This window comes from Ruegeria sp. AH3, from assembly GCF_056536265.1.
This window is the reverse complement of sequence record NZ_JBQFJL010000001.1, coordinates 1,716,458-1,735,662: the sequence shown is the minus strand read 5'-3', so window position 1 is coordinate 1,735,662 and position 19,205 is coordinate 1,716,458. Positions and strand designations below refer to the sequence as shown.

Here is a 19,205-nt window from a genome sequence, read left to right as displayed (position 1 = left end):
GAGGATCAGATGCCAATCAAGAACCGACTCGCCGAAATGCACGCAGAGATCACCGGTTGGCGGCGGGACATCCATCAACACCCCGAGATCCTGTATGACACCCACCGCACCAGCGCTTTGGTGGCCGAAAAACTGAAGGAGTTCGGTTGCGATGAGGTCGTGACCGGCATTGGCCGGACCGGTGTTGTTGGCGTGATCAAAGGTAAAACCGACACGCAGGGCCGCGTGATCGGGCTGCGCGCCGATATGGACGCGCTGCCGATGCAGGAGCAGACGGGCCTCGACTATGCCTCAAAAACCGAAGGTGCCATGCATGCCTGTGGCCATGATGGCCATACGGCAATGGTTCTGGGCGCGGCGAAATACCTGTCTGAGACGCGCAATTTTGATGGTACGGCCATTGTGATTTTTCAACCAGCGGAAGAGGGCGGCAACGGGGCCGAGGCGATGTGCAAGGACGGTCTGATGGATCGGTTCGGCATTCAGGAAGTCTATGCCATGCACAATGTGCCCGGTGTGCCGACGGGTCAGTTCGCCATCCGGTCCGGACCACTGCTGGCGGCTGCGGATGAGTTCGATATACATCTGGAAGGTCGAGGCGGTCACGCGGCCAAACCGCATGAAACAATTGATACGACTGTGATGTTGTCGCAACTGATCGTAGCCTTGCAGACCATTGTGTCGCGCAATGCGGACCCGATCTTGCAGGCGGTTTTGTCTGTGACCTCGGTCGAGACCTCGTCCAAGGCGTTCAACGTGATCCCGCAATCGGCGCAGGTGAAGGGCACGGTGCGGACGCATTCGAACGAAATGCGTGACCTGATCGAGGCGCGGCTGACCGAAGTGGCTGAGGGCATCGCCGAGACCTTTGGCGGCACCGTCAAAGTCACCTACACGCGCGGGGTGCCGGTGACGATCAACGCTGAAGAACAGACGGGATATGCCGCCGAGGCCGCCATTTCCGTGGGCGGCAGCTGCGGCGAGGCGCCGATGGTAATGGGGGGCGAGGATTTCTCGTTCATGCTGGAGGAACGCCCCGGGGCCTTCATCGTGCTGGGCAATGGCGACAGCGCCGGGTTGCACCACCCCGAATACAATTTCAACGACGAGATCATCCCGATGGGGTGTTCATGGTTTGCCGAAATGGTCGAGCGCCGGATGCCGGCGGCTTGAATTAGGAGAGAGAAGAGATGCCAGTTAAGAACCGCTTTGCCGAATTGCAGGATGAAATCACCGAATGGCGACGGGATATTCACGAAAATCCTGAGATCCTGTTTGAAACCCATCGCACCAGCGCTTTGGTCGCTGACAAGCTGAAAGAGTTCGGCTGTGACGAGGTTGTTACCGGGATCGGTCGTACTGGCGTTGTTGGTGTGATCAAGGGCAAGTCCGACTCGAAAGGGAATGTCATTGGTCTGAGGGCTGACATGGACGCACTGCCGATCCATGAGGCGACGGGGCTGGATTACGCCTCGAAAACCGATGGGGCGATGCATGCCTGTGGCCATGATGGCCATACCGCGATGCTGCTCGGTGCGGCGAAATACCTGTCGGAAACGCGCAATTTCGACGGCACCGTGGTGGTGATCTTCCAGCCCGCCGAAGAAGGCGGCGGTGGCGGTCGCGAGATGTGCGAAGACGGCATGATGGAGCGTTGGAACATTCAAGAAGTCTACGGCATGCATAACTGGCCGGGACGTCCGGTGGGCAGTTTTGCGATCCGTCCGGGCTCGTTCTTTGCAGCGACCGATCAGTTCGACATTACCTTTGAAGGCCGTGGTGGTCACGCTGCGAAGCCGCAGGAGACCGTAGACACGACCGTGATGACGGCGCAGGCGGTTCTGGCGTTGCAGACGATTGCCTCGCGCAATGCCGACCCGATTGATCAGGTCGTGGTGTCGGTGACCTCGTTTGAGACCTCGTCCAAGGCGTTCAATGTCATTCCGCAAACGGTCCAGATCAAAGGCACCGTGCGTACGATGAGCAAAGAGATGCGCGATCTGGCAGAGAAGCGGATTAACGAGATTTGCGCAGGAGTGGCGGCGACCTTTGGTGGCACAGCGGATGTGACCTATATTCGCGGCTATCCGGTCATGGTGAACAGCGACGAGCAGACGGATTTTGCAGCCGAGGTAGCGAAGTCGGTTTCTGGCAGCTGTGATGAGGCACCTCTGGTCATGGGAGGTGAGGATTTTGCCTTCATGCTGGAGGAACGTCCGGGCGCCTATATCCTGGTCGGCAATGGCGATACGGCTATGGTTCACCACCCTGAGTATAACTTCAACGACGAGGCCATTCCCGCCGGATGCAGCTGGTGGGCCGAGATTGTTGAACAACGGATGCCCGCCGCTTGACGGAGTGAAGCGAGGGGCCAGCCCCTCGTGCTCCCCGAGATATTTTTAGCCAGATGAAGAGGGATCCCGTGCGCTCAGGTTGAGTTGGGTGCACAGGGTTCCGATGACGGAATTCAGGGCGTTGGACTGTGTGTTGACGCAGGATTTTGCTGCATCGCGCGCGCTTTGAAGTGCTTGTGGGTCTGAGAGCCAGTGGGCAACAGCTGCTGAGAGCTCGGACGCGGTTTCGACCTGCACTGCACCGCCGGTTTCGATCAGGGGGGCGAAGGTTTCGGCGAAATTGAAATATCCGGGGCCGGTGAGGACGGCGGCACCGGCTTGGGCAGGTTCAAAGGGGTTGTGGCCTCCGATCTCTTTCAGAGAGCCGCCGAGGAATACGATGGGACAGAGCGCATACCAAGTGCCCAATTCGCCTAGCGTGTCTGCCATATAGACCTGTGTCTGTGCAGCGATCGACTGGTTTGTACTGCGCTGTGCATGGGTGAGCCCCTCAGTACCGATCAGCTTGCTTAGCTCATCTCGACGCTCGGGGTGGCGCGGGATCAGCAGCAGCAACAAGTCGGGCCAACGGCTGAGCAGGGCTTTGTGCGCTGCGAGCACGGTTTCTTCTTCGCCTTGATGTGTAGAACTGGCGATCCAGATTGGGCGGTCGCCGATCTGGTTTTTGATCCAAGACAGGGCCTCAGTATCTATGGGTAGCGGATCGGACATGGCCTTGAGATTGGTGCCGGGTCTTACTTTATCTGGCGACGCGCCCATAGCGATCAGATTGCTGGCGGTCCTGTCGTTCTGGGTCAGGAACAGGTTGAAATGGCTCAGGATGAAGCGCGCAGTTTTGGGTCGTTTGATCCAACCGGCCACAGATTTCTCGGACAATCGGGCGTTCAATAAGGCCAGTGGGGTTCCGCGCTTTGCCGTCTCAACGATCAGGCGGGGCCAAATCTCGCTTTCGACGAAGATTGCCGCATCCGGTTTCCAGTGGTCCAGAAACCGGCGCACCGGGCCTTCGCTGTCGAGCGGCGAATATTGATGACGCGTACGCGGGGGCATGCGTTTGGCGATCAGTTCGGCCGAGGTTGGCGTGCCCGAAGTGATAAGGAATTCGACGTCGGGCAAGCGCTCCGCCAATCGCTTGATCAGGCTAAGGACAGACAAGCTTTCGCCAACGCTGGCGGCGTGAAACCAAATCAGGCGGGTGTTGGGGCAGGGTAGGCTGGCGTGGCCCAGCCGCTCTTGTTGGCGGGTTTCGGGGACGTCGGCAGCCTGCAACTTGGTGCGTACTTTGCGCCAGATCAGTGGTCCGACAAACGAGGTCAGGCCGCAGTACAGGTTGTACAACAGTGTTGGCTGTTCGTCGGGGCCAGGCAAGTCAGCCGCCTGTGTGGCTCATGTGGCGGCTCATCTGGCCATCGACGGCTTGCCGGGAATAGTCGAAATCATGGCCTTTGGGCTTGAGATTGATCGCCGCGCGGATCGCGTCTTCGAGCGGTTTCTCGGTATCGGGGTGGTCGCGTAGCGGCGCGCGCAAGTCAGCCATATCTTCCTGTCCGAGACACATATACAACTCGCCGGTGCAGGTCAGGCGTACGCGGTTACAGCTTTCGCAGAAATTATGGCTCAGCGGCGTGATGAAGCCGATTTTCTGACCCGTTTCCTCAAGCCGGACATAGCGGGCCGGGCCGCCAGTGCGTTCGGCCAGATCGGTGACCGAATAGTGGTTCTCATATTCCTTGCGCACGTCTTTAAGCGACCAATATTGATCCAACCGGTCTTCGTTGCCGATATCCCCCATGGGCATGACTTCGATCCAGGTCAGATCCATGTCACGTTCGGCGCACCATTCGGTGATGCGGGGCAGTTCAGGCTCGTTGAAGCCTTTTAGCGCCACCGCGTTGATCTTGATCCGTAGCCCGGCCTTTTGGGCGGCATCAATGCCGTTCAAAACTTGCTTCAAGCGTCCCCAGCGGGTGACCTTGGCAAACTTGTCATCGTCCAGCGTATCGAGCGAGATGTTCACACGACGTACACCGGCCGCATAAAGATCATCTGCAAAGCGGTGCAGTTGTGAGCCATTGGTGGTCAGTGTCAGTTCTTTCAACGCACCGCTGTCCAGATGCCGCGTCATGCTTTTTAAGAAAGACATAATATTCCGTCGCACCAGCGGTTCCCCCCCGGTGATGCGCAGTTTCTGCACCCCGAGGTTCACGAAGGTCGTGCACATGCGGTCCAGTTCTTCCAGCGTCAGCAGGTCTTTTTTGGGCAGGAACTTCATGTCTTCCGACATGCAGTAGACACAGCGAAAATCACAGCGGTCCGTGACAGAAACGCGGAGATAAGTGATGGCGCGGGCAAACGGATCGATAAGCGGAGCAGTCATGCTGGTATAGGTAAAGCGCGGGTGGCCTACCGGCAAGGGCGATTTGTGTTTTTGGCTGGCACAGATCGGTGCGGCGCTCTAGATGTTTGAGCATGAGATATGCGTTGCTATTGGTTTGTGGCCTTGTCGCGGGCTGTGATGCGGTTCGGTCCACGACCGACCGGGTTTTTGGAGGTGCGCCGACAGAGCCGGAGCCTGCACCCGCCGTTGCTGAACCTGTAGAAGCGGCACCCACCGAGGTGGTTGCCAATGCGGGCTGGGCTGGTGCGAAACGTACCATCGCAGGTTTGGGTGACCCAAACACACCGGGACGCTGGCTGCAGACACCTTTGGTTGAAACCGAGATTAATGGTCGCGTTGTTGTGCCTCGGACAGGTGCGCAGGCCTATGTGACGCTTGTACCCGCGCCCGGGCCTGAGGGGGGCGGCGGACGATTGTCGCTTGAAGCGATGCGCGCCCTGCTGATCCCGTTTGATGAGCTGGTTGAGCTGGACGTTTATTCAGACTGAAGGTATTTCCCGGCCTCTTTGCGGGCGAAAGGTTTCATCGCTGCGCCGTGCTGATCGAGGAAATCTGTCACGCGTTTGGGGTCATGCTTGGAAAGCTCGCGCAGCCACCAGGCTATGGCTTTCTGAATGAACCAGTCCCGGTCAGGCACATATCTCGCGGCCCAGCTCAGCACGCGGTCTCGGCACGCCAGCTCCTCGGGCTTCGGGTGGTTTTGCTTGGTCCAGGGCAAGGTGGCGACCAGCGCCGCGCGCCGGGTCCACATGTGGTCGGACTGGGTCCAGTTTTCAACTTGATCCAGCCGCGAAGGATCGGCAGCGAGCCGCTTTTGCATTGCCATGCAGGCATGGTCCGCTATGGCCCATGCGTCAAAATCGGGTAGCCAGCTTTGTAACAGATCCCATACGACATCATCCGGGCGGATGCGTGCTTGCGTCAGCAGCTTTGCAGCGGCTACGCGGGCCTCGTGTATGTTGGTTTGCCAAAGGGCCGATGCCAGCTCGACCCGTCCGGGCACGTCGAGTTCGCGCCGCCAACCTTTGGTCAGATCATTCAGGATCGGGTTAGCGACGCCAAGATAGGTGCGGTCGGCCTTGTGATAGTCCGCCACCTGTGCCGCCCGCATTGGGTCGCTATGGATTTTGATCTGATCCAGATGAGTCTTTAGCAGAGCGTCGCTCATTCGACAGTCACGGATTTCGCCAGATTGCGCGGCTGATCCACATCCGTCCCCTTGGCGACGGCAGTATGATAAGCGAGCAACTGCGCGGGAACCGAATAGAGGATCGGCGTGAGGCTCGGGTGCACATGCGGCATGCGGATCGTGCTCCAGGCTTCATCTCCGGCTTCGGCGATACCGTCATCGTCGGACACAAGAATGACTTTGCCTTTGCGTGCCATGACCTCTTGCATGTTGGACACGGTTTTGTCGAACACCGTGTCGCGTGGGGCCATGACCACCACCGGCATGTGTTTGTCGATCAGGGCGATGGGTCCATGCTTGAGTTCACCTGACGCATAACCTTCAGCGTGTATGTAACTGATTTCCTTCAATTTCAGCGCACCTTCCATGGCGAGCGGATACATCAGGCCACGCCCCAGAAACAACACATCACGCGCCTCGGACAGGCGTTGGGCTGATTTGCGGATGGCGCTATTTTCGTCCAGTGCGGTATTCAGAACCGAAGGCAGCCCGCGCAGCGCCGCTGCGTGGTCTGCCAGTTCTTCGTCGCTCAGAGTACCACGATCCGCCGCGGCTTTGAGCGCCAGCATCAGCAAAATGCTCAGCTGACAGGTAAAGGCCTTTGTCGAGGCCACGCCGATCTCGACACCGGCGTGAATCGGTAGAGTAATATCGCTTTCCCGCGCAATCGAGCTTTCAGGAACGTTGACGACAGAAACGATCTTGTCTGCCTTGCCTTCGCAATACCGCAACGCGGCGAGCGTATCTGCGGTCTCACCCGACTGGCTGACAAACAGCGCCAATGTGCGGTCGGTGATCGGAGGTTCGCGATACCGAAACTCGCTGGCGATATCGACCTCCACGGGCATTTTGGCCAGTTGTTCGAACCAGTACTTGGCGGTCAGGCAGGCATAGAAAGCGGTGCCACAGGCCACCATGGTCAGGCGGTCGAGCTTGGTGAAGTTCAATTCTTCGGGCAGAACCACCTGGTCGCCGCCAGTTGGCAGATACGACCGGATCGCCTCGGCTACCACAACCGGCTGCTCGGCGATTTCCTTGGCCATATAGTGCTTGTGCCCGGCCTTGTCAGCGCGCGACTGATCCACTTTGATTTGGCGCATCTCGCGATTGGCGATCTCACCAGCTTCGTTGCGGATTTCAAGCGATGTGCGGGTTAGCACCGCCCGGTCGCCTTCTTCCAGATAGGTGATGCGATCAGTCAGCGGCGCCAGGGCAATCGCGTCCGAGCCCACATACATCTCACCATCGCCATGCCCGATGGCCAAAGGCGATCCCTTTCGGGCAGCAACAATCAGGTCGTCCTGTCCGTTGAACAGGAAGGCGAGCGCAAATGCGCCCTCAAGCCGATCAATCGTTTTGTAAGCAGCGTCAACCGGGTTCAAACCTTGTGACATGTAGTGCTCGGTCATCAAGGCGACGGTTTCCGTGTCGGTTTCCGTTTGAAAGCCGATGCTGTGTTCGGCCAATTCTGCGCGCAGTTCGCGATAATTCTCGACAATGCCATTATGCACAACAGCGACAGGTCCGGCCTGATGCGGATGCGCGTTGCTGATCGAAGGCGCACCATGCGTAGCCCAGCGGGTATGACCGATGCCGGATTTGCCGGGTAGGGGATCGTGAACCAAAAGGTCGCTTAGATTGACGAGTTTACCTACAGCTCTGCGCCGTCCAAGCGTTCCATCATTGACCGTTGCAATCCCGGCGCTGTCATAGCCGCGATATTCCAGCCGTTTCAGCGCCTCGACCAGAATGGGGGCTGCTTCGTGACTGCCCAGAACACCAACAATTCCACACATAAATCAGGCTCCTTTGTCGCGGCGCGCTTTCTTCGCCCTCAACATATCAAACAATTTACGGGCATAGCCGGGCTTGTTTTCCTGCTTGGCGCGCGCAACGGCCAGTGCGTCCGGTTCGACATCCTTGGTCACCACGGTTCCCGTTGCGGTCATCGCTCCGTCGCCCAGCGACACCGGAGCGATCAGCATCGTGTTTGAGCCGATGAACACATTCTCGCCAATCGTGGTTTTGTGTTTCATCACGCCGTCATAGTTGCAGGTGATCGTACCGGCCCCGATATTTGTTGCCGCCCCGACCGTGGCATCGCCGATATAGCTGAGGTGATTGACCTTCGCGCCCTCGGCGATCTCGGCATTCTTGATCTCGACGAAATTGCCGATGCGGGTGTTTTCGGCCAACTCGGTTCCCGGGCGCAAGCGCGCATATGGGCCAACAGTGGCACCTCGGCTGACGTGGCAGCCCTCCAGATGCGAAAACGCGCGGATCGTGGCACCGCTTTCGACGGTGACACCTGGGCCGAAGACAACATGTGGTTCAATCACGGCATCGCGCCCGATGACGGTATCTGCGGCAAGATATACGGTCTCGGGGGCCATCAGCGTGACGCCAAGATCCAACAGATCGGCCCGCGCCTGCACCTGAAAGATTGCATCCGCCGCCGCCAGGTCGGCACGAGAGTTCACGCCCAGCGTTTGTGCCTCATCGCAGGCGATTGCGGTCACGCGCAAGCCGCGGTCGCCCGCGATTTCTACCACGTCGGTCAGGTAGTATTCGCTTGAAGCATTATCGTTGCCCACCGCATCGATCAACGAAAACAGCGTTGGCGCATCACACGCCATAAGACCCGAGTTACAAAAGGTTATGGTGCGCTCTTCATCTGTCGCGTCCTTGAACTCGACGATCCGCTCTAGCGTATCGCCCTGCATCACCAAACGACCATACCGTGCGGGATCGGCAGCCTCAAAGCCGAGAATGACCAGATCATTCTCAGCCCTCGCAGCGATCATCCGCTCCAGCGTCTCGGGTTGCAGAAAAGGCGTATCACCGAACAACACGACCGCATCACCCTCGAACCCGTCCAACGCATTGCGCGCCTGCGCCACTGCATGTGCGGTTCCAAGCTGTTCTTCCTGCACAGCGATCTGTGCAGTCTCGTCTTCGGCCTTCGCAACCTTCGAGACAGCCTCGGCCCCGTGGCCCGTGACGATCACGGTGTGTTCGGGCGACAGGACGGCTCCGGCGCGCATGGCGTGGATCAGCATCGGTACCTGTGCAATCGGGTGCAGGACTTTGGGAATGTCAGAGTTCATTCTTGTGCCTTTCCCGGCGGCAAGAATGACAAGGGCGGTGGTCATGAAATCGTTTTCTCTTTGTGTTTTGTTGCGCCCCGTTTTATCCGCTGAGGTCAAAGGCGCAAGCGGTTCAGCCATCAAACAAGATTGCCGTTTGCAACATGGGGCGGCGAAAAACCGCTGAGGCAGGAGGCAACATGCGTACGGTGATCTTCGATCTGGACGGGACTTTGGCGGATACCTCCGGTGATCTGCTAGCAGCGGCCAACCACTGTTTCCGGCAGATGGGGCATGGGGATGTGCTGGTTCACGAGCAGGATGCCGGGGTCGCCCTGCGGGGCGGGCGGATGATGCTGACGCATGGGCTCAGGCGCGTCGGAGCCTATGCCGACGATACAGTTCTGGCTTACTATCCGGTCTTGCTTGAAGCTTATGCTGAAGCGATTGACACGCACACCCGGTTCTATCCTGGTGCTTTGGATGCTGTCGAGCGTCTGTCGCAAGCGGGGTATGGCGTAGGTATCTGCACCAACAAGCCCGAGGGTCTCGCAGATCTCTTGCTGACTCGAATGGGCGTGCGGGACAAATTCGCCTCGCTGGTGGGGGCAGACACACTGCCCGTGCGCAAACCCGATCCCGAGCCGCTGCGCGAAGCGGCACGGCGCGCAGGGGGGCATCCGGACCATTGCGTTCTGATCGGCGATTCAGATACGGACCGAAATACCGCACGCGCTGCAGGTGTGCCCTCGGTGCTGGTCACTTTTGGCCCTTCCGGGGAGGATATGGCCACGCTGGAGCCCGAGGCGCTGCTGCATCATTTTGATGATTTGCCGAAACTGGTTTCCGATTTGATCGGAGCGGCGGCGTGATCTCTTGACCCTTGATCATTTCGGCCTCAGAACCAATCCATGACCGAGATTTTCACTGGCAGTTTCACCCAACAGGAACCTATCCCCGATGAAGCGATCGAGGCCGCATTGGCCGTGATGCGCCATGGGCGCTTGCATCGCTATAACGTCGCGCCTGATGAATTAAGCGAGACGGCATTGCTGGAACAGGAATTTGCCGCTCAGATGGGGGCGAAATATTGTTTGGCCGTCTCATCGGGCGGTTACGCTTTGGCCACCGCGTTGCGGGCCGTGGGGATCGGGCCGGGTGATCCGGTTTTGACAAACGCGTTTACGCTGGCCCCTGTGCCGGGGGCTATTGCGTCGGTCGGGGCGAAACCAATTTTTGTCGGCGTGACTGAGGCACTGACCATTGATCTCGATGATCTTGAGGCCAAGCTGGATCAGGCCAGGGTGCTGATGCTCAGCCATATGCGTGGGCATCTGTGCGATATGGATCGGTTGATGCAGATGTGTAACGCGGCCGGGGTGATTGTGATCGAGGATTGCGCGCATACGATGGGGGCGGCCTGGCAGGGTCAGCTCTCCGGGCGACAAGGGGCAATCGGCTGTTATTCGTGCCAGACCTATAAGCATGTGAACTCGGGCGAGGGCGGATTGTTGGTTACGGATGACCCGGAGCTGGCTGCAAAAGCTACCATGTTGTCCGGGTCATATATGCTCTATGAGCGCCATCTGGCCGTGCCTGGTCCGGAGGTGTTTGAGCAGATCAAATACACCACACCCAACGTTTCGGGCCGTATGGACAATCTGCGTGCTGCAATCCTGCGTCCTCAATTGCGGGTGCTGGATCGCCAGGTTGCACGCTGGAACGAACGGTATGATGAGATCGAGCGTGGGTTGCGCGAAACACCGGGTCTTACGGTTGTCGAGCGTCCTGCCGGGGAAACTTATGTCGGCTCGTCTATCCAGTTTCTGTTGTTGGATTGGACTCCGGAGCGCATTGCCGAAGTCACCCGCCGCTGCGCCGCACGCGGGGTCGAATTGAAGTGGTTTGGCGGGGCAGAACCTTCGGGCTTTACCTCGCGCTATGACAGCTGGCGGTATGCGGACAGTGCGCCGATGCCCAAGAGCGACAGGATTCTGGCCGGGATCATGGATATGCGTGTTCCGTTGACGTTCTCGCTGGAGGATTGTCGCCTGATCGCGCGGATCATTCGGGCCGAGGTGGGCGCGGTTTATCAATCGTAATCCAGCGGAGCGCGCTTTCAGCGCACGCTCGGTTTTTTATGAAAACGCCGCCCTTGCTGGGCGGCGTTTTGCGTTGATCCGCGCGGCGTCGTTGACCGGACGTGGAATCGCTGCTATCTGTTTATTGAACACTTGTTCATTAACGCTGCTAGAGGAGCCCCGCATGTTTATGGCCACTATGCAATTCGATCTGGGTGAGGATGTGAATGCCCTGCGTGAGATGGTCCACCGCTGGGCGCAGGAACGCGTGAAGCCGATGGCGGCTGAGATTGACGCCTCGAACGCCTTTCCGAATGAGCTGTGGAAAGAGATGGGAGAGCTTGGGCTGCTGGGCGTCACTGTGCCCGAAGAGTATGGCGGGGCGGGGATGTCCTATCTGGCGCATACCATCGCGGTGGAAGAAGTGGCGCGGGCCTCGGCCTCGGTGTCTCTGTCTTATGGGGCGCATTCGAACCTCTGCGTGAATCAGATTAAGCTGAATGGGAACGACGAGCAGAAACAGAAATATCTGCCGCGTCTGATCTCGGGCGATCATGTAGGGGCGCTTGCCATGTCTGAGTCCTCAGCCGGGTCGGATGTGGTGTCGATGAAGCTGCGTGCCGAGAAGCGCAACGATCACTACCGACTGAATGGCAACAAATACTGGATCACCAACGGGCCGGATGCGGACACGCTGGTTGTTTATGCCAAGACGGATCCGGAGGCAGGATCCAAGGGGATTACCGCCTTTCTGATCGAGAAAGAGATGAAGGGATTCTCGACCTCGCCCCATTTTGACAAATTGGGGATGCGAGGGTCGAATACGGCAGAGCTGATCTTTGAAGATGTCGAAGTGCCGTTTGAAAACGTGCTGGGCGAAGAAGGCAAAGGTGTCGCGGTTCTGATGTCCGGGCTTGATTACGAGCGCGTCGTTCTGGCCGGGATTGGTACGGGCATAATGGCGGCTTGCCTGGATGAGGTCATGCCTTACCTGGCCGAACGCAAGCAGTTTGGTAAGCCTATCGGATCATTCCAGCTGATGCAGGGTAAGATTGCGGATATGTATACCGCAATGAACTCGGCGCGCGCCTATGTCTACGAGGTCGCCAAGGCTTGCGACCGAGGGGATGTGACCCGTCAGGATGCGGCGGCGTGCTGTCTTTATGCCTCGGAGCAGGCGATGGTGCAGGCGCATCAGGCCGTGCAGGCGCTGGGTGGGGCCGGGTTCCTGTCGGATGCGCCGGTCAGCCGGATTTTCCGCGACGCAAAGCTGATGGAGATTGGCGCAGGTACCAGCGAAATCCGCCGGATGCTGATCGGTCGCGAAATGATGAACGAAATGCTGTGACGGAAAACCCCGCGATTCAATGAGCCGCGGGGCTTTTTACGATTGGATCAGAAGCGATGGACGTAGGAAACGCCGATCAGCCAGGGATCAATTTCTGCGGTGCCGATATCGGCTCCGTCAAGTTTGACGTCCGAGTCGATGTCGAACCAGCGCACGTTCAGGCGAATGGCACCTTTTTCGGTGACCATGTAATCCAGACCGGCCTGCAGCGAGACGCCGAAGGAATTGTCCAGGTCCAGATCGCCCAAGGGCGAATCTTCTTCGAAGAAGATGGTGTAGTTCAGACCGGCGCCGACATAAGGCTTCCACGCGCTGTTGGTCGGGAAGTGATAGTTCAGCGACAGGGTGGGCGGCAGGTGTTTGACGCTGCCCGCATCGACGCTGCCGCCGAGGGTGACGTCATGCTTGTAGGGGGTCGAGGCCAGCAGCTCGATCCCGAGGTTGTCCTGAATGAAATACTCGACAGTGAAGATCGGGCGGGTGTCCGAGTCGACATCGGCGTCAAATCCGGCCAGAGAGCCGTTGTTGGACTTGGGGTCCAGATAGCCGACACCGACACCAACGGTCCAGTCGCCCTGGGATTGGGCGAAGGCCGGGGCAGCCAGCGCAACAAGTGCGGTAGAAAGGGTCAAAGCGGCGAGTTTCTTTGTCATATTCATGCCTTTGGTTCTGTTGATGCACGTGTTGTGATGACTCCGCGGACGCAGAACTCTGATCTGCATCAAGTTTCTGTGATTTATGAGTCGGCCGATGGGGCGCTAAATCGCTGCAAAACAAAGAGAAATATGCATGTGTCCCACTGAGATCATACCGGGCCTGCGCTCTGATCAAAGCTGGGAGCTACCCGACCGGCTGAACATGGCGCGCCAATGCTTGTCCCAGCCCGCTGACCAGGTCGCCATCCTTGATCTGACTGCATCCGAAAGTCGCGCGATCCGTGTCGCCGATCTGCATGAGATGGTCGATGGCATTGCACGGGTGTTACTAGACCGTGTTCAACCGGGCGAACGGGTGGGCGTGCTGCTTAGCCAATCGTCCTGGTGCGCCGCAGCGCATCTTGCGATCTGGAAGATCGGCGCGATTTCGGTGCCGCTGTTCACACTGTTCAAACGCGATGCTTTGGCCTCTCGTGTCGGCGATGCAGGCGTGCGGCTTGTCCTGACGGACGCCGAAGGTGCCGCGTTGCTGGGCGATCTGGCACAGCCGCTGCTGGCCGATCAGATTGGGCAACAGGGCGAGGCAGTTCTCTTCGCTGATACCGGGCCCGAGGATCCGGCGGTGCTGATCTATACGTCCGGTACCACCGGCAGCCCCAAAGGCGCATTGCACGGGCACCGGGTGCTAACGGGCCACCTGCCGGGCGTCTCGATCAGTCACAACCATCTGCGAGACGGTGATTGTCTGTGGACACCCGCTGACTGGGCCTGGATCGGAGGGCTGTTCGACGTGCTGATGCCAGGGCTTGCGCTAGGAGTTCCTGTGGTAGCTGCACGCTTGGACAAATTCACCCCCGAAGCCTGCGCCGAGGTCATCGCACGAGGCGGGGTGCGCAATGTGTTCTTTCCCCCAACCGCGCTGCGCATGCTGAAGGCTGTGGATCAGAGCGTCCCCGGCTTGCGCTCCGTCGCCTCGGGCGGAGAGCCTTTGGGGGCCGAGATGCTGGCTTGGGGGCAGCGGGCGTTTGGCCTGACGATCAACGAGTTTTATGGCCAGACCGAGTGCAATATGGTCGTGTCTTCTTGCGCCGAGGACTTCCCGGTGCAGCCCGGCTGTATCGGCAAGCCGGTGCCGGGGCATGATGTGGCGGTGATCGACTCTAACGGCAATCCGACGACTGAGGAAGGCGATGTTGCCATCCGGCGCGGCTCGGCCTCGATGCTTCTGGAATACTGGAACCGGCCTGAGGCCACCGCAGAAAAGTTTCGCGACGACTGGCTGATCACCGGAGACCGCGGCAAGTGGGAGGGCAACTATCTGCGCTTCGTGGGCCGCGATGACGACGTGATTACTTCGTCGGGCTACCGCATCGGCCCCGCCGAGATCGAGGATTGTCTGCTGACCCACCCGGCTGTGGCTACAGTGGGCGTGGTCGGCAAACCTGACCCGCTGCGAACCGAGATCGTGAAGGCGTATGTGGTGTTGAAGCCGGGCGTCGAGGCTGCGGAGCAGGAGTTGCAGGATTGGGTCAAGGACCGTCTGGCGCAGTATTCCTATCCGCGTGAGGTCGCGTTTTTGGAGGAGCTGCCGATGACAGTGACGGGGAAGGTGATCCGCAAGGACTTGAAGGCGCGGGCTGCTAATGAGGGGGCGCTACGATGAACAGCCTGTACTTCGCAGCTCTGTTCGTCGTTGCCTGCATTGCAACGCCAGTCAAGAGCTTGGCCGACGAAAAGAATCCCTATGCTTGGACAGAACGTTGCCTGGCGAGCGCTGGTGGTAAACTGGATCGGGCTGGAAAAACGCAAGAGTGTATAGCGGTGATCCTCGGCTATTGCCGGTTCTCCATGGACAGTCATTCTTGCTTTAGCAACTTGGCGACAAATTTCTCAGACCGGTCCAAGGCAGTTGTGGAAGGGCTTCCAGAAAATCTGGATGCTCTGTCTCCTCAAAAACACTTCTATGAAAAGCGATTGGAACTTTTGAATGAAACAAGCGTTGCCAGTCGTTGTGAAACACCAAGCTTTGACACGGAATGCGCTGCACTAGTGTCCTTCGGACGATATTTAGGAGCAGTGTCTTTGGCCAATTGGGTAGAACAGAGGGAGGAGAGCCAGTGAAGCTCACTAGTAAGGCAATAACAACCTCTGCGGAGTTCCAGAACAACCGCACCTCCCATCTCGGGGCACTGTCACAAATCTCCGTCGCCGCCGAAGCAGCGCGCATGGGCGGCGGTGAGAAATCCCGCGCGCGGCATGAATCTCGGGGCAAGATGCTGCCTCGGCGTAGGGTGGCGAACCTGCTCGATCCGGGGTCTCCGTTCCTCGAAATCGGCGCGACGGCGGCGCATGGGATGTATGGCGATGCTGCGCCCTCTGCCGGTGTGATTGCCGGGATTGGTCGGGTACAGGGGCGTGAGGTCATGGTGGTGTGTAACGACGCCACCGTGAAGGGCGGCACGTATTACCCGATGACCGTCAAAAAACACCTCCGCGCGCAGGAGATTGCCGAGGAAAACCATCTGCCTTGCATCTATCTGGTCGATAGCGGCGGCGCGAACCTGCCCAATCAGGACGAGGTTTTTCCCGACCGCGACCATTTTGGCCGCATCTTCTACAATCAAGCGCGGATGAGCGCGAAGGGCATCCCTCAGATCGCCGTGGTGATGGGATCCTGTACGGCGGGCGGGGCCTATGTACCCGCGATGTCGGATGTGACGATCATCGTGAAAGAGCAAGGCACGATCTTTCTGGCCGGCCCGCCTCTGGTCAAGGCCGCAACCGGAGAAGTTGTCAGCGCCGAGGATCTGGGCGGAGGTGACGTCCACACCCGCCTGTCCGGGGTGGCGGATTATCTGGCCGAGGATGACGCCCACGCGCTGGCCTTGGCCCGCCGTGCGGTCGGGTCGCTGAACCTGCGCAAGCCACAGACGGTGGATTGGGCCAGCCCCGAGGACCCGGCCTATGACCCCGAGGAAATCCTTGGCGTCGTCCCCGCCGATCTGCGCACGCCCTATGACATCCGTGAAGTGATTGCGCGTCTGGTTGATGGCTCTCGGTTCGATGAATTCAAGCCGCGCTTTGGCGAGACGCTTGTCACGGGCTTTGCCCATGTCAAAGGCTGTCCAGTCGGAATCATCGCCAACAACGGCGTGCTGTTTTCCGAGGCCGCGCAGAAGGGCGCGCATTTTGTTGAGCTGTGCTCGCAGCGTCGCACACCGCTGGTATTCCTGCAAAACATCACCGGCTTTATGGTCGGCCGCAAATACGAAAACGAAGGTATCGCGCGGCATGGGGCCAAGATGGTGACGGCGGTGGCGACGACCTCGGTTCCCAAGATCACGATGCTTGTCGGTGGTTCATTCGGGGCCGGGAATTACGGAATGGCAGGTCGCGCCTATCAGCCGCGGTTCCTGTGGACCTGGCCGAATTCTCGGATATCGGTGATGGGCGGCGAGCAGGCGGCGGGCGTTCTGGCCACCGTCAAACGCGACGGGATCGAGCGGCAGGGCGGTACTTGGTCAGCCGAGGAAGAGGCCGAGTTCAAACGCCCGACGCTGGATATGTTCGAGGAGCAGTCGCATCCGCTCTATGCCTCGGCCCGTCTCTGGGACGATGGCATTATCGACCCCCGTAAATCGCGCGACGTGCTGGCCCTGTCACTCAACGCCGCGCTTAACGCCCCTATCGAGGAGACACGTTTCGGCGTGTTCAGGATGTAAGATGAGCGTTTCATTGAATGATGTCATGGTCCGCTATCCAGGCGCGCAAACCTTCAAGTTTGGAGACAGCGCAACGCTGAGTGCAGAGTTGTTGTCGTTGGTGCGTTCAGGTCGGAAAACGGCAACCTGTGGTGCTTTGCGCGACTACCCAGAGGGCAGCGCTGACACTCCGGTCGTTGGGCGACGGGATATTGCATTGGAATGGGATGATCGTCCGGCTTTGGTGATCGAAACGGTCGAGGTGTCGACCTGTCGATACTGCGATGTGACCGAAGATTTCGCATTGGCGGAGGGTGAAAACGAAACGCTTGAGGGATGGCGCGAAGATCACCGCCGGTATTTTGAGCGCAATGGCGGGTTCGATCCTGAGATGGAATTGCTGTGCGAACGGTTCCGCCTTGTCGAAGATCTGGCGGCTGAGGGGTAAGCTATGTTCAACAAAATCCTGATTGCCAACCGGGGCGAGATTGCTTGTCGTGTGATGGAAACTGCTCAGAAGATGGGCGTATCCTGCGTGGCTGTTTATTCCGATGCGGACGCTTCGGCCAAGCATGTGCAGATGGCGGATGAGGCTGTACATATTGGCGGTGCGGCCCCGGCTGAGAGTTATCTGAAGGGCGATGTGCTCATTCAGGTGGCGCTCGATACGGGGGCACAGGCGATCCATCCGGGCTATGGCTTTCTGTCCGAGAATCCTGACTTTGTGGACGCTGTTGAAGCAGCCGGTCTGACCTTCATCGGGCCATCGGCAGGAGCGATCCGCAAGATGGGCTTGAAGGATGCGGCCAAGGTACTGATGGAGGAAGCGGGGGTACCTGTGGTGCCCGGTTATCATGGCGACAATCAGGACCCCGAACATCTGGCCGGGGCGGCGGATACCATTGGTTATCCCGTCCTGATCAAGGCCGTTGCAGGTGGCGGCGGCAAGGGGATGCGGCTGGTCGAGAAGCCCGAGGATTTCTCGGCTGCTTTGGACAGCGCGCGCGGTGAGGCGAAGACGGCGTTCGGTAATGATGCTGTGTTGGTCGAGAAATTTGTCGCCAAGCCCCGCCATATCGAAGTGCAGGTGTTCGGCGACGGCAGTCATGCAGTGCATTTGTTTGAACGCGATTGTTCGTTGCAACGGCGGCATCAGAAGGTGATCGAAGAGGCCCCGGCCCCCGGCATGACCGTTGAGATGCGCGAGGCGATGGGGCAGGCGGGCGTGCGTGCGGCTGAGGCGATTGGCTATAAGGGCGCGGGCACGGTTGAGTTCATAGTCGATGCCTCGGACGGGCTGCGGCCTGATCGGTTCTGGTTCATGGAGATGAACACGCGCCTGCAGGTGGAACATCCGGTGACTGAGGCGATCACCGGCATTGATCTGGTCGAGTGGCAGTTGCGCGTGGCGGCGGGGGAGAGCCTGCCGAAACAGCAGAATGATCTATCGATCAATGGTCATGCCTTTGAAGCACGGCTTTATGCCGAGGACGTGCCTAAGGGCTTTCTGCCAGCGACGGGTACTCTGACCCATCTGCGCTTCCCGGAAGGCTGCCGCGCCGATAGTGGCGTGCGGGCCGGGGATACGATCAGCCCTTGGTACGATCCGATGATTGCCAAGGTCGTGGTGCATGGCCCGACCCGCGCGGTTGCTTTAGAAAGCCTGCATCGCGTCCTGCGCCGGACCGAGGTTGCCGGGACAGTGACCAACCTTGCATTTCTTGGTGCTCTGACGCGTCACAGTGGGTTTGCATCTGGTGACGTGGATACGGGTCTCATCGGTAGAGACCTTGATGAACTGGTGAAAGAAGCCGGCACGAATAACGTTTCGACAGTAGCTGCCGCGATGACGGCGCTTGGTCTGGTCGAGACGGATCCAGAGACGGGCTTTACCCTGTGGGGGGCACTGCATCGAGCGGTGCAGTTGTTGCGGAATGGAGAGGTCGTTGATCTGGATGTGCAGGTCGAAAGTCAGGACCGGCAGATTTGGCAGGTCGAGGGCGCGCAGCTGATCGCGCAGCGCCGAAACGGCTGGGTCCTTGATGGGACACCCATGCCCAAGGTCGCTATTGCCGGGTCCCAGATCACCGTGTTCGACGATTACGGGCAGGTGTTCGAGATTGTTGACCCTCTGGACCGCGATGCAAGTGCCGCGGGCGATACAAATGTAATCGAAGCGCCGATGCCCGGTTTGGTCAAGGCCGTCTTTGCCTCCGCAGGGCAGGCGGTGAAGGAAGGCGATCGTCTGGCCATTCTGGAGGCCATGAAGATGGAGCATTCTCTGTTGGCTGCTCGAGATGGGGTGGTGGCCGAGGTGCTGGCCGAGGCGGGTGCTCAGGTCGAGGCCGGCGCGGCGCTGGTTCGCTTGGCCGAGGATTGATCTGTTCGGCCC

General features: G+C 59.1%; 17 protein-coding genes. 11 read left to right on the top strand and 6 right to left on the bottom strand.

The window, feature by feature from the left end; translation table 11 throughout:
• Positions 1–9: 9 nt before the first annotated feature.
• Together ACR3EM_RS08745 and ACR3EM_RS08740 are read left to right on the top strand one after the other, a co-directional pair.
• Positions 10–1,173: a M20 aminoacylase family protein gene (locus ACR3EM_RS08745; RefSeq protein WP_480470327.1), complete on the top strand. Its 1,164-nt coding sequence runs from the start codon at positions 10–12 to the stop codon at positions 1,171–1,173.
• A 17-nt stretch (positions 1,174–1,190) separates the two neighbouring features.
• Positions 1,191–2,354: a M20 aminoacylase family protein gene (locus ACR3EM_RS08740; RefSeq protein ID WP_480470326.1), complete on the top strand. Its 1,164-nt coding sequence runs from the start codon at positions 1,191–1,193 to the stop codon at positions 2,352–2,354.
• Positions 2,355–2,399: 45 nt separating this feature from the next.
• Here the strand turns inward: ACR3EM_RS08740 and ACR3EM_RS08735 are convergent, their stop codons facing one another.
• Positions 2,400–3,722, bottom strand: coding sequence for a 3-deoxy-D-manno-octulosonic acid transferase (locus ACR3EM_RS08735; RefSeq protein WP_480470325.1), 1,323 nt, complete (start codon positions 3,720–3,722; stop codon positions 2,400–2,402).
• A gap of 1 nt (position 3,723) precedes the next feature.
• Positions 3,724–4,731: a GTP 3',8-cyclase MoaA gene (moaA, locus tag ACR3EM_RS08730; protein ID WP_480470324.1), complete on the bottom strand. Its 1,008-nt coding sequence runs from the start codon at positions 4,729–4,731 to the stop codon at positions 3,724–3,726.
• A 92-nt stretch (positions 4,732–4,823) separates the two neighbouring features.
• On the opposite strand from moaA, the gene ACR3EM_RS08725 reads away from it, so the two are divergent.
• Positions 4,824–5,240: a hypothetical protein gene (locus ACR3EM_RS08725; RefSeq protein WP_480470323.1), complete on the top strand. Its 417-nt coding sequence runs from the start codon at positions 4,824–4,826 to the stop codon at positions 5,238–5,240.
• On the opposite strand, the gene ACR3EM_RS08720 is transcribed toward ACR3EM_RS08725, so the two are convergent.
• Genes ACR3EM_RS08720 through glmU form a run of 3 tightly spaced genes read right to left on the bottom strand, consistent with a single transcriptional unit; the run spans position 5,228 to position 9,093 of the window.
• Positions 5,228–5,920 (bottom strand): DNA alkylation repair protein, encoded by a 693-nt coding sequence (locus ACR3EM_RS08720; protein WP_480470322.1) that lies wholly within the window; start codon positions 5,918–5,920, stop codon positions 5,228–5,230. The genes ACR3EM_RS08725 and ACR3EM_RS08720 overlap by 13 nt on opposite strands.
• On the bottom strand, positions 5,917–7,737 hold the full coding sequence (glmS, locus tag ACR3EM_RS08715) for a glutamine--fructose-6-phosphate transaminase (isomerizing) (RefSeq protein WP_480470321.1): 1,821 nt from the start codon (positions 7,735–7,737) through the stop codon (positions 5,917–5,919). Before glmS ends, ACR3EM_RS08720 begins: the two co-directional genes overlap by 4 nt.
• Before the next feature lie 3 nt (positions 7,738–7,740).
• Positions 7,741–9,093, bottom strand: coding sequence for a bifunctional UDP-N-acetylglucosamine diphosphorylase/glucosamine-1-phosphate N-acetyltransferase GlmU (gene glmU, locus ACR3EM_RS08710; protein WP_480470320.1), 1,353 nt, complete (start codon positions 9,091–9,093; stop codon positions 7,741–7,743).
• 134 nt (positions 9,094–9,227) lie between these two features.
• Here glmU and ACR3EM_RS08705 point away from each other — a divergent pair, with 134 nt between their 5' ends.
• The 3 genes from ACR3EM_RS08705 to ACR3EM_RS08695 all read left to right on the top strand — a co-directional run bounded on the left by ACR3EM_RS08705 (position 9,228) and on the right by ACR3EM_RS08695 (position 12,456).
• A complete protein-coding gene (locus ACR3EM_RS08705) occupies positions 9,228–9,899 on the top strand; it encodes an HAD-IA family hydrolase (protein ID WP_480470319.1) in 672 nt (223 codons plus the stop codon).
• Positions 9,900–9,938: 39 nt separating this feature from the next.
• A complete protein-coding gene (locus tag ACR3EM_RS08700; protein ID WP_480470318.1) occupies positions 9,939–11,129 on the top strand; it encodes a DegT/DnrJ/EryC1/StrS family aminotransferase in 1,191 nt (396 codons plus the stop codon).
• 163 nt (positions 11,130–11,292) lie between these two features.
• The gene (locus ACR3EM_RS08695; protein WP_480470317.1) at positions 11,293–12,456 is read left to right on the top strand and encodes an isovaleryl-CoA dehydrogenase; all 1,164 of its coding nucleotides are present in this window, start codon (positions 11,293–11,295) and stop codon (positions 12,454–12,456) included.
• Between the two features lie 47 nt (positions 12,457–12,503).
• Here the strand turns inward: ACR3EM_RS08695 and ACR3EM_RS08690 are convergent, their stop codons facing one another.
• On the bottom strand, positions 12,504–13,109 hold the full coding sequence (locus ACR3EM_RS08690; RefSeq protein ID WP_480470316.1) for an OmpW/AlkL family protein: 606 nt from the start codon (positions 13,107–13,109) through the stop codon (positions 12,504–12,506).
• Between the two features lie 136 nt (positions 13,110–13,245).
• On the opposite strand from ACR3EM_RS08690, the gene ACR3EM_RS08685 reads away from it, so the two are divergent.
• The 5 genes from ACR3EM_RS08685 to ACR3EM_RS08665 are packed head-to-tail and all read left to right on the top strand — an operon-like array spanning position 13,246 to position 19,193.
• Positions 13,246–14,775 carry an AMP-binding protein gene (locus ACR3EM_RS08685; protein WP_480470315.1) on the top strand — a complete coding sequence of 510 codons (1,530 nt, stop codon included), beginning with the start codon at positions 13,246–13,248 and terminating at the stop codon, positions 14,773–14,775.
• Complete coding sequence (locus tag ACR3EM_RS08680) at positions 14,772–15,233, top strand: hypothetical protein (RefSeq protein ID WP_480470314.1); 462 nt, start codon at positions 14,772–14,774, stop codon at positions 15,231–15,233. Before ACR3EM_RS08685 ends, ACR3EM_RS08680 begins: the two co-directional genes overlap by 4 nt.
• Positions 15,230–16,834 carry a carboxyl transferase domain-containing protein gene (locus tag ACR3EM_RS08675; protein WP_480470313.1) on the top strand — a complete coding sequence of 535 codons (1,605 nt, stop codon included), beginning with the start codon at positions 15,230–15,232 and terminating at the stop codon, positions 16,832–16,834. Before ACR3EM_RS08680 ends, ACR3EM_RS08675 begins: the two co-directional genes overlap by 4 nt.
• Before the next feature lies 1 nt (position 16,835).
• Entirely contained in the window at positions 16,836–17,261 is a 426-nt protein-coding gene (locus tag ACR3EM_RS08670) for an ASCH domain-containing protein (RefSeq protein WP_480470312.1), read from the top strand.
• Between the two features lie 3 nt (positions 17,262–17,264).
• Positions 17,265–19,193 carry an acetyl/propionyl/methylcrotonyl-CoA carboxylase subunit alpha gene (locus ACR3EM_RS08665; protein ID WP_480470311.1) on the top strand — a complete coding sequence of 643 codons (1,929 nt, stop codon included), beginning with the start codon at positions 17,265–17,267 and terminating at the stop codon, positions 19,191–19,193.
• The last annotated feature ends 12 nt before the right edge of the window (positions 19,194–19,205 follow it).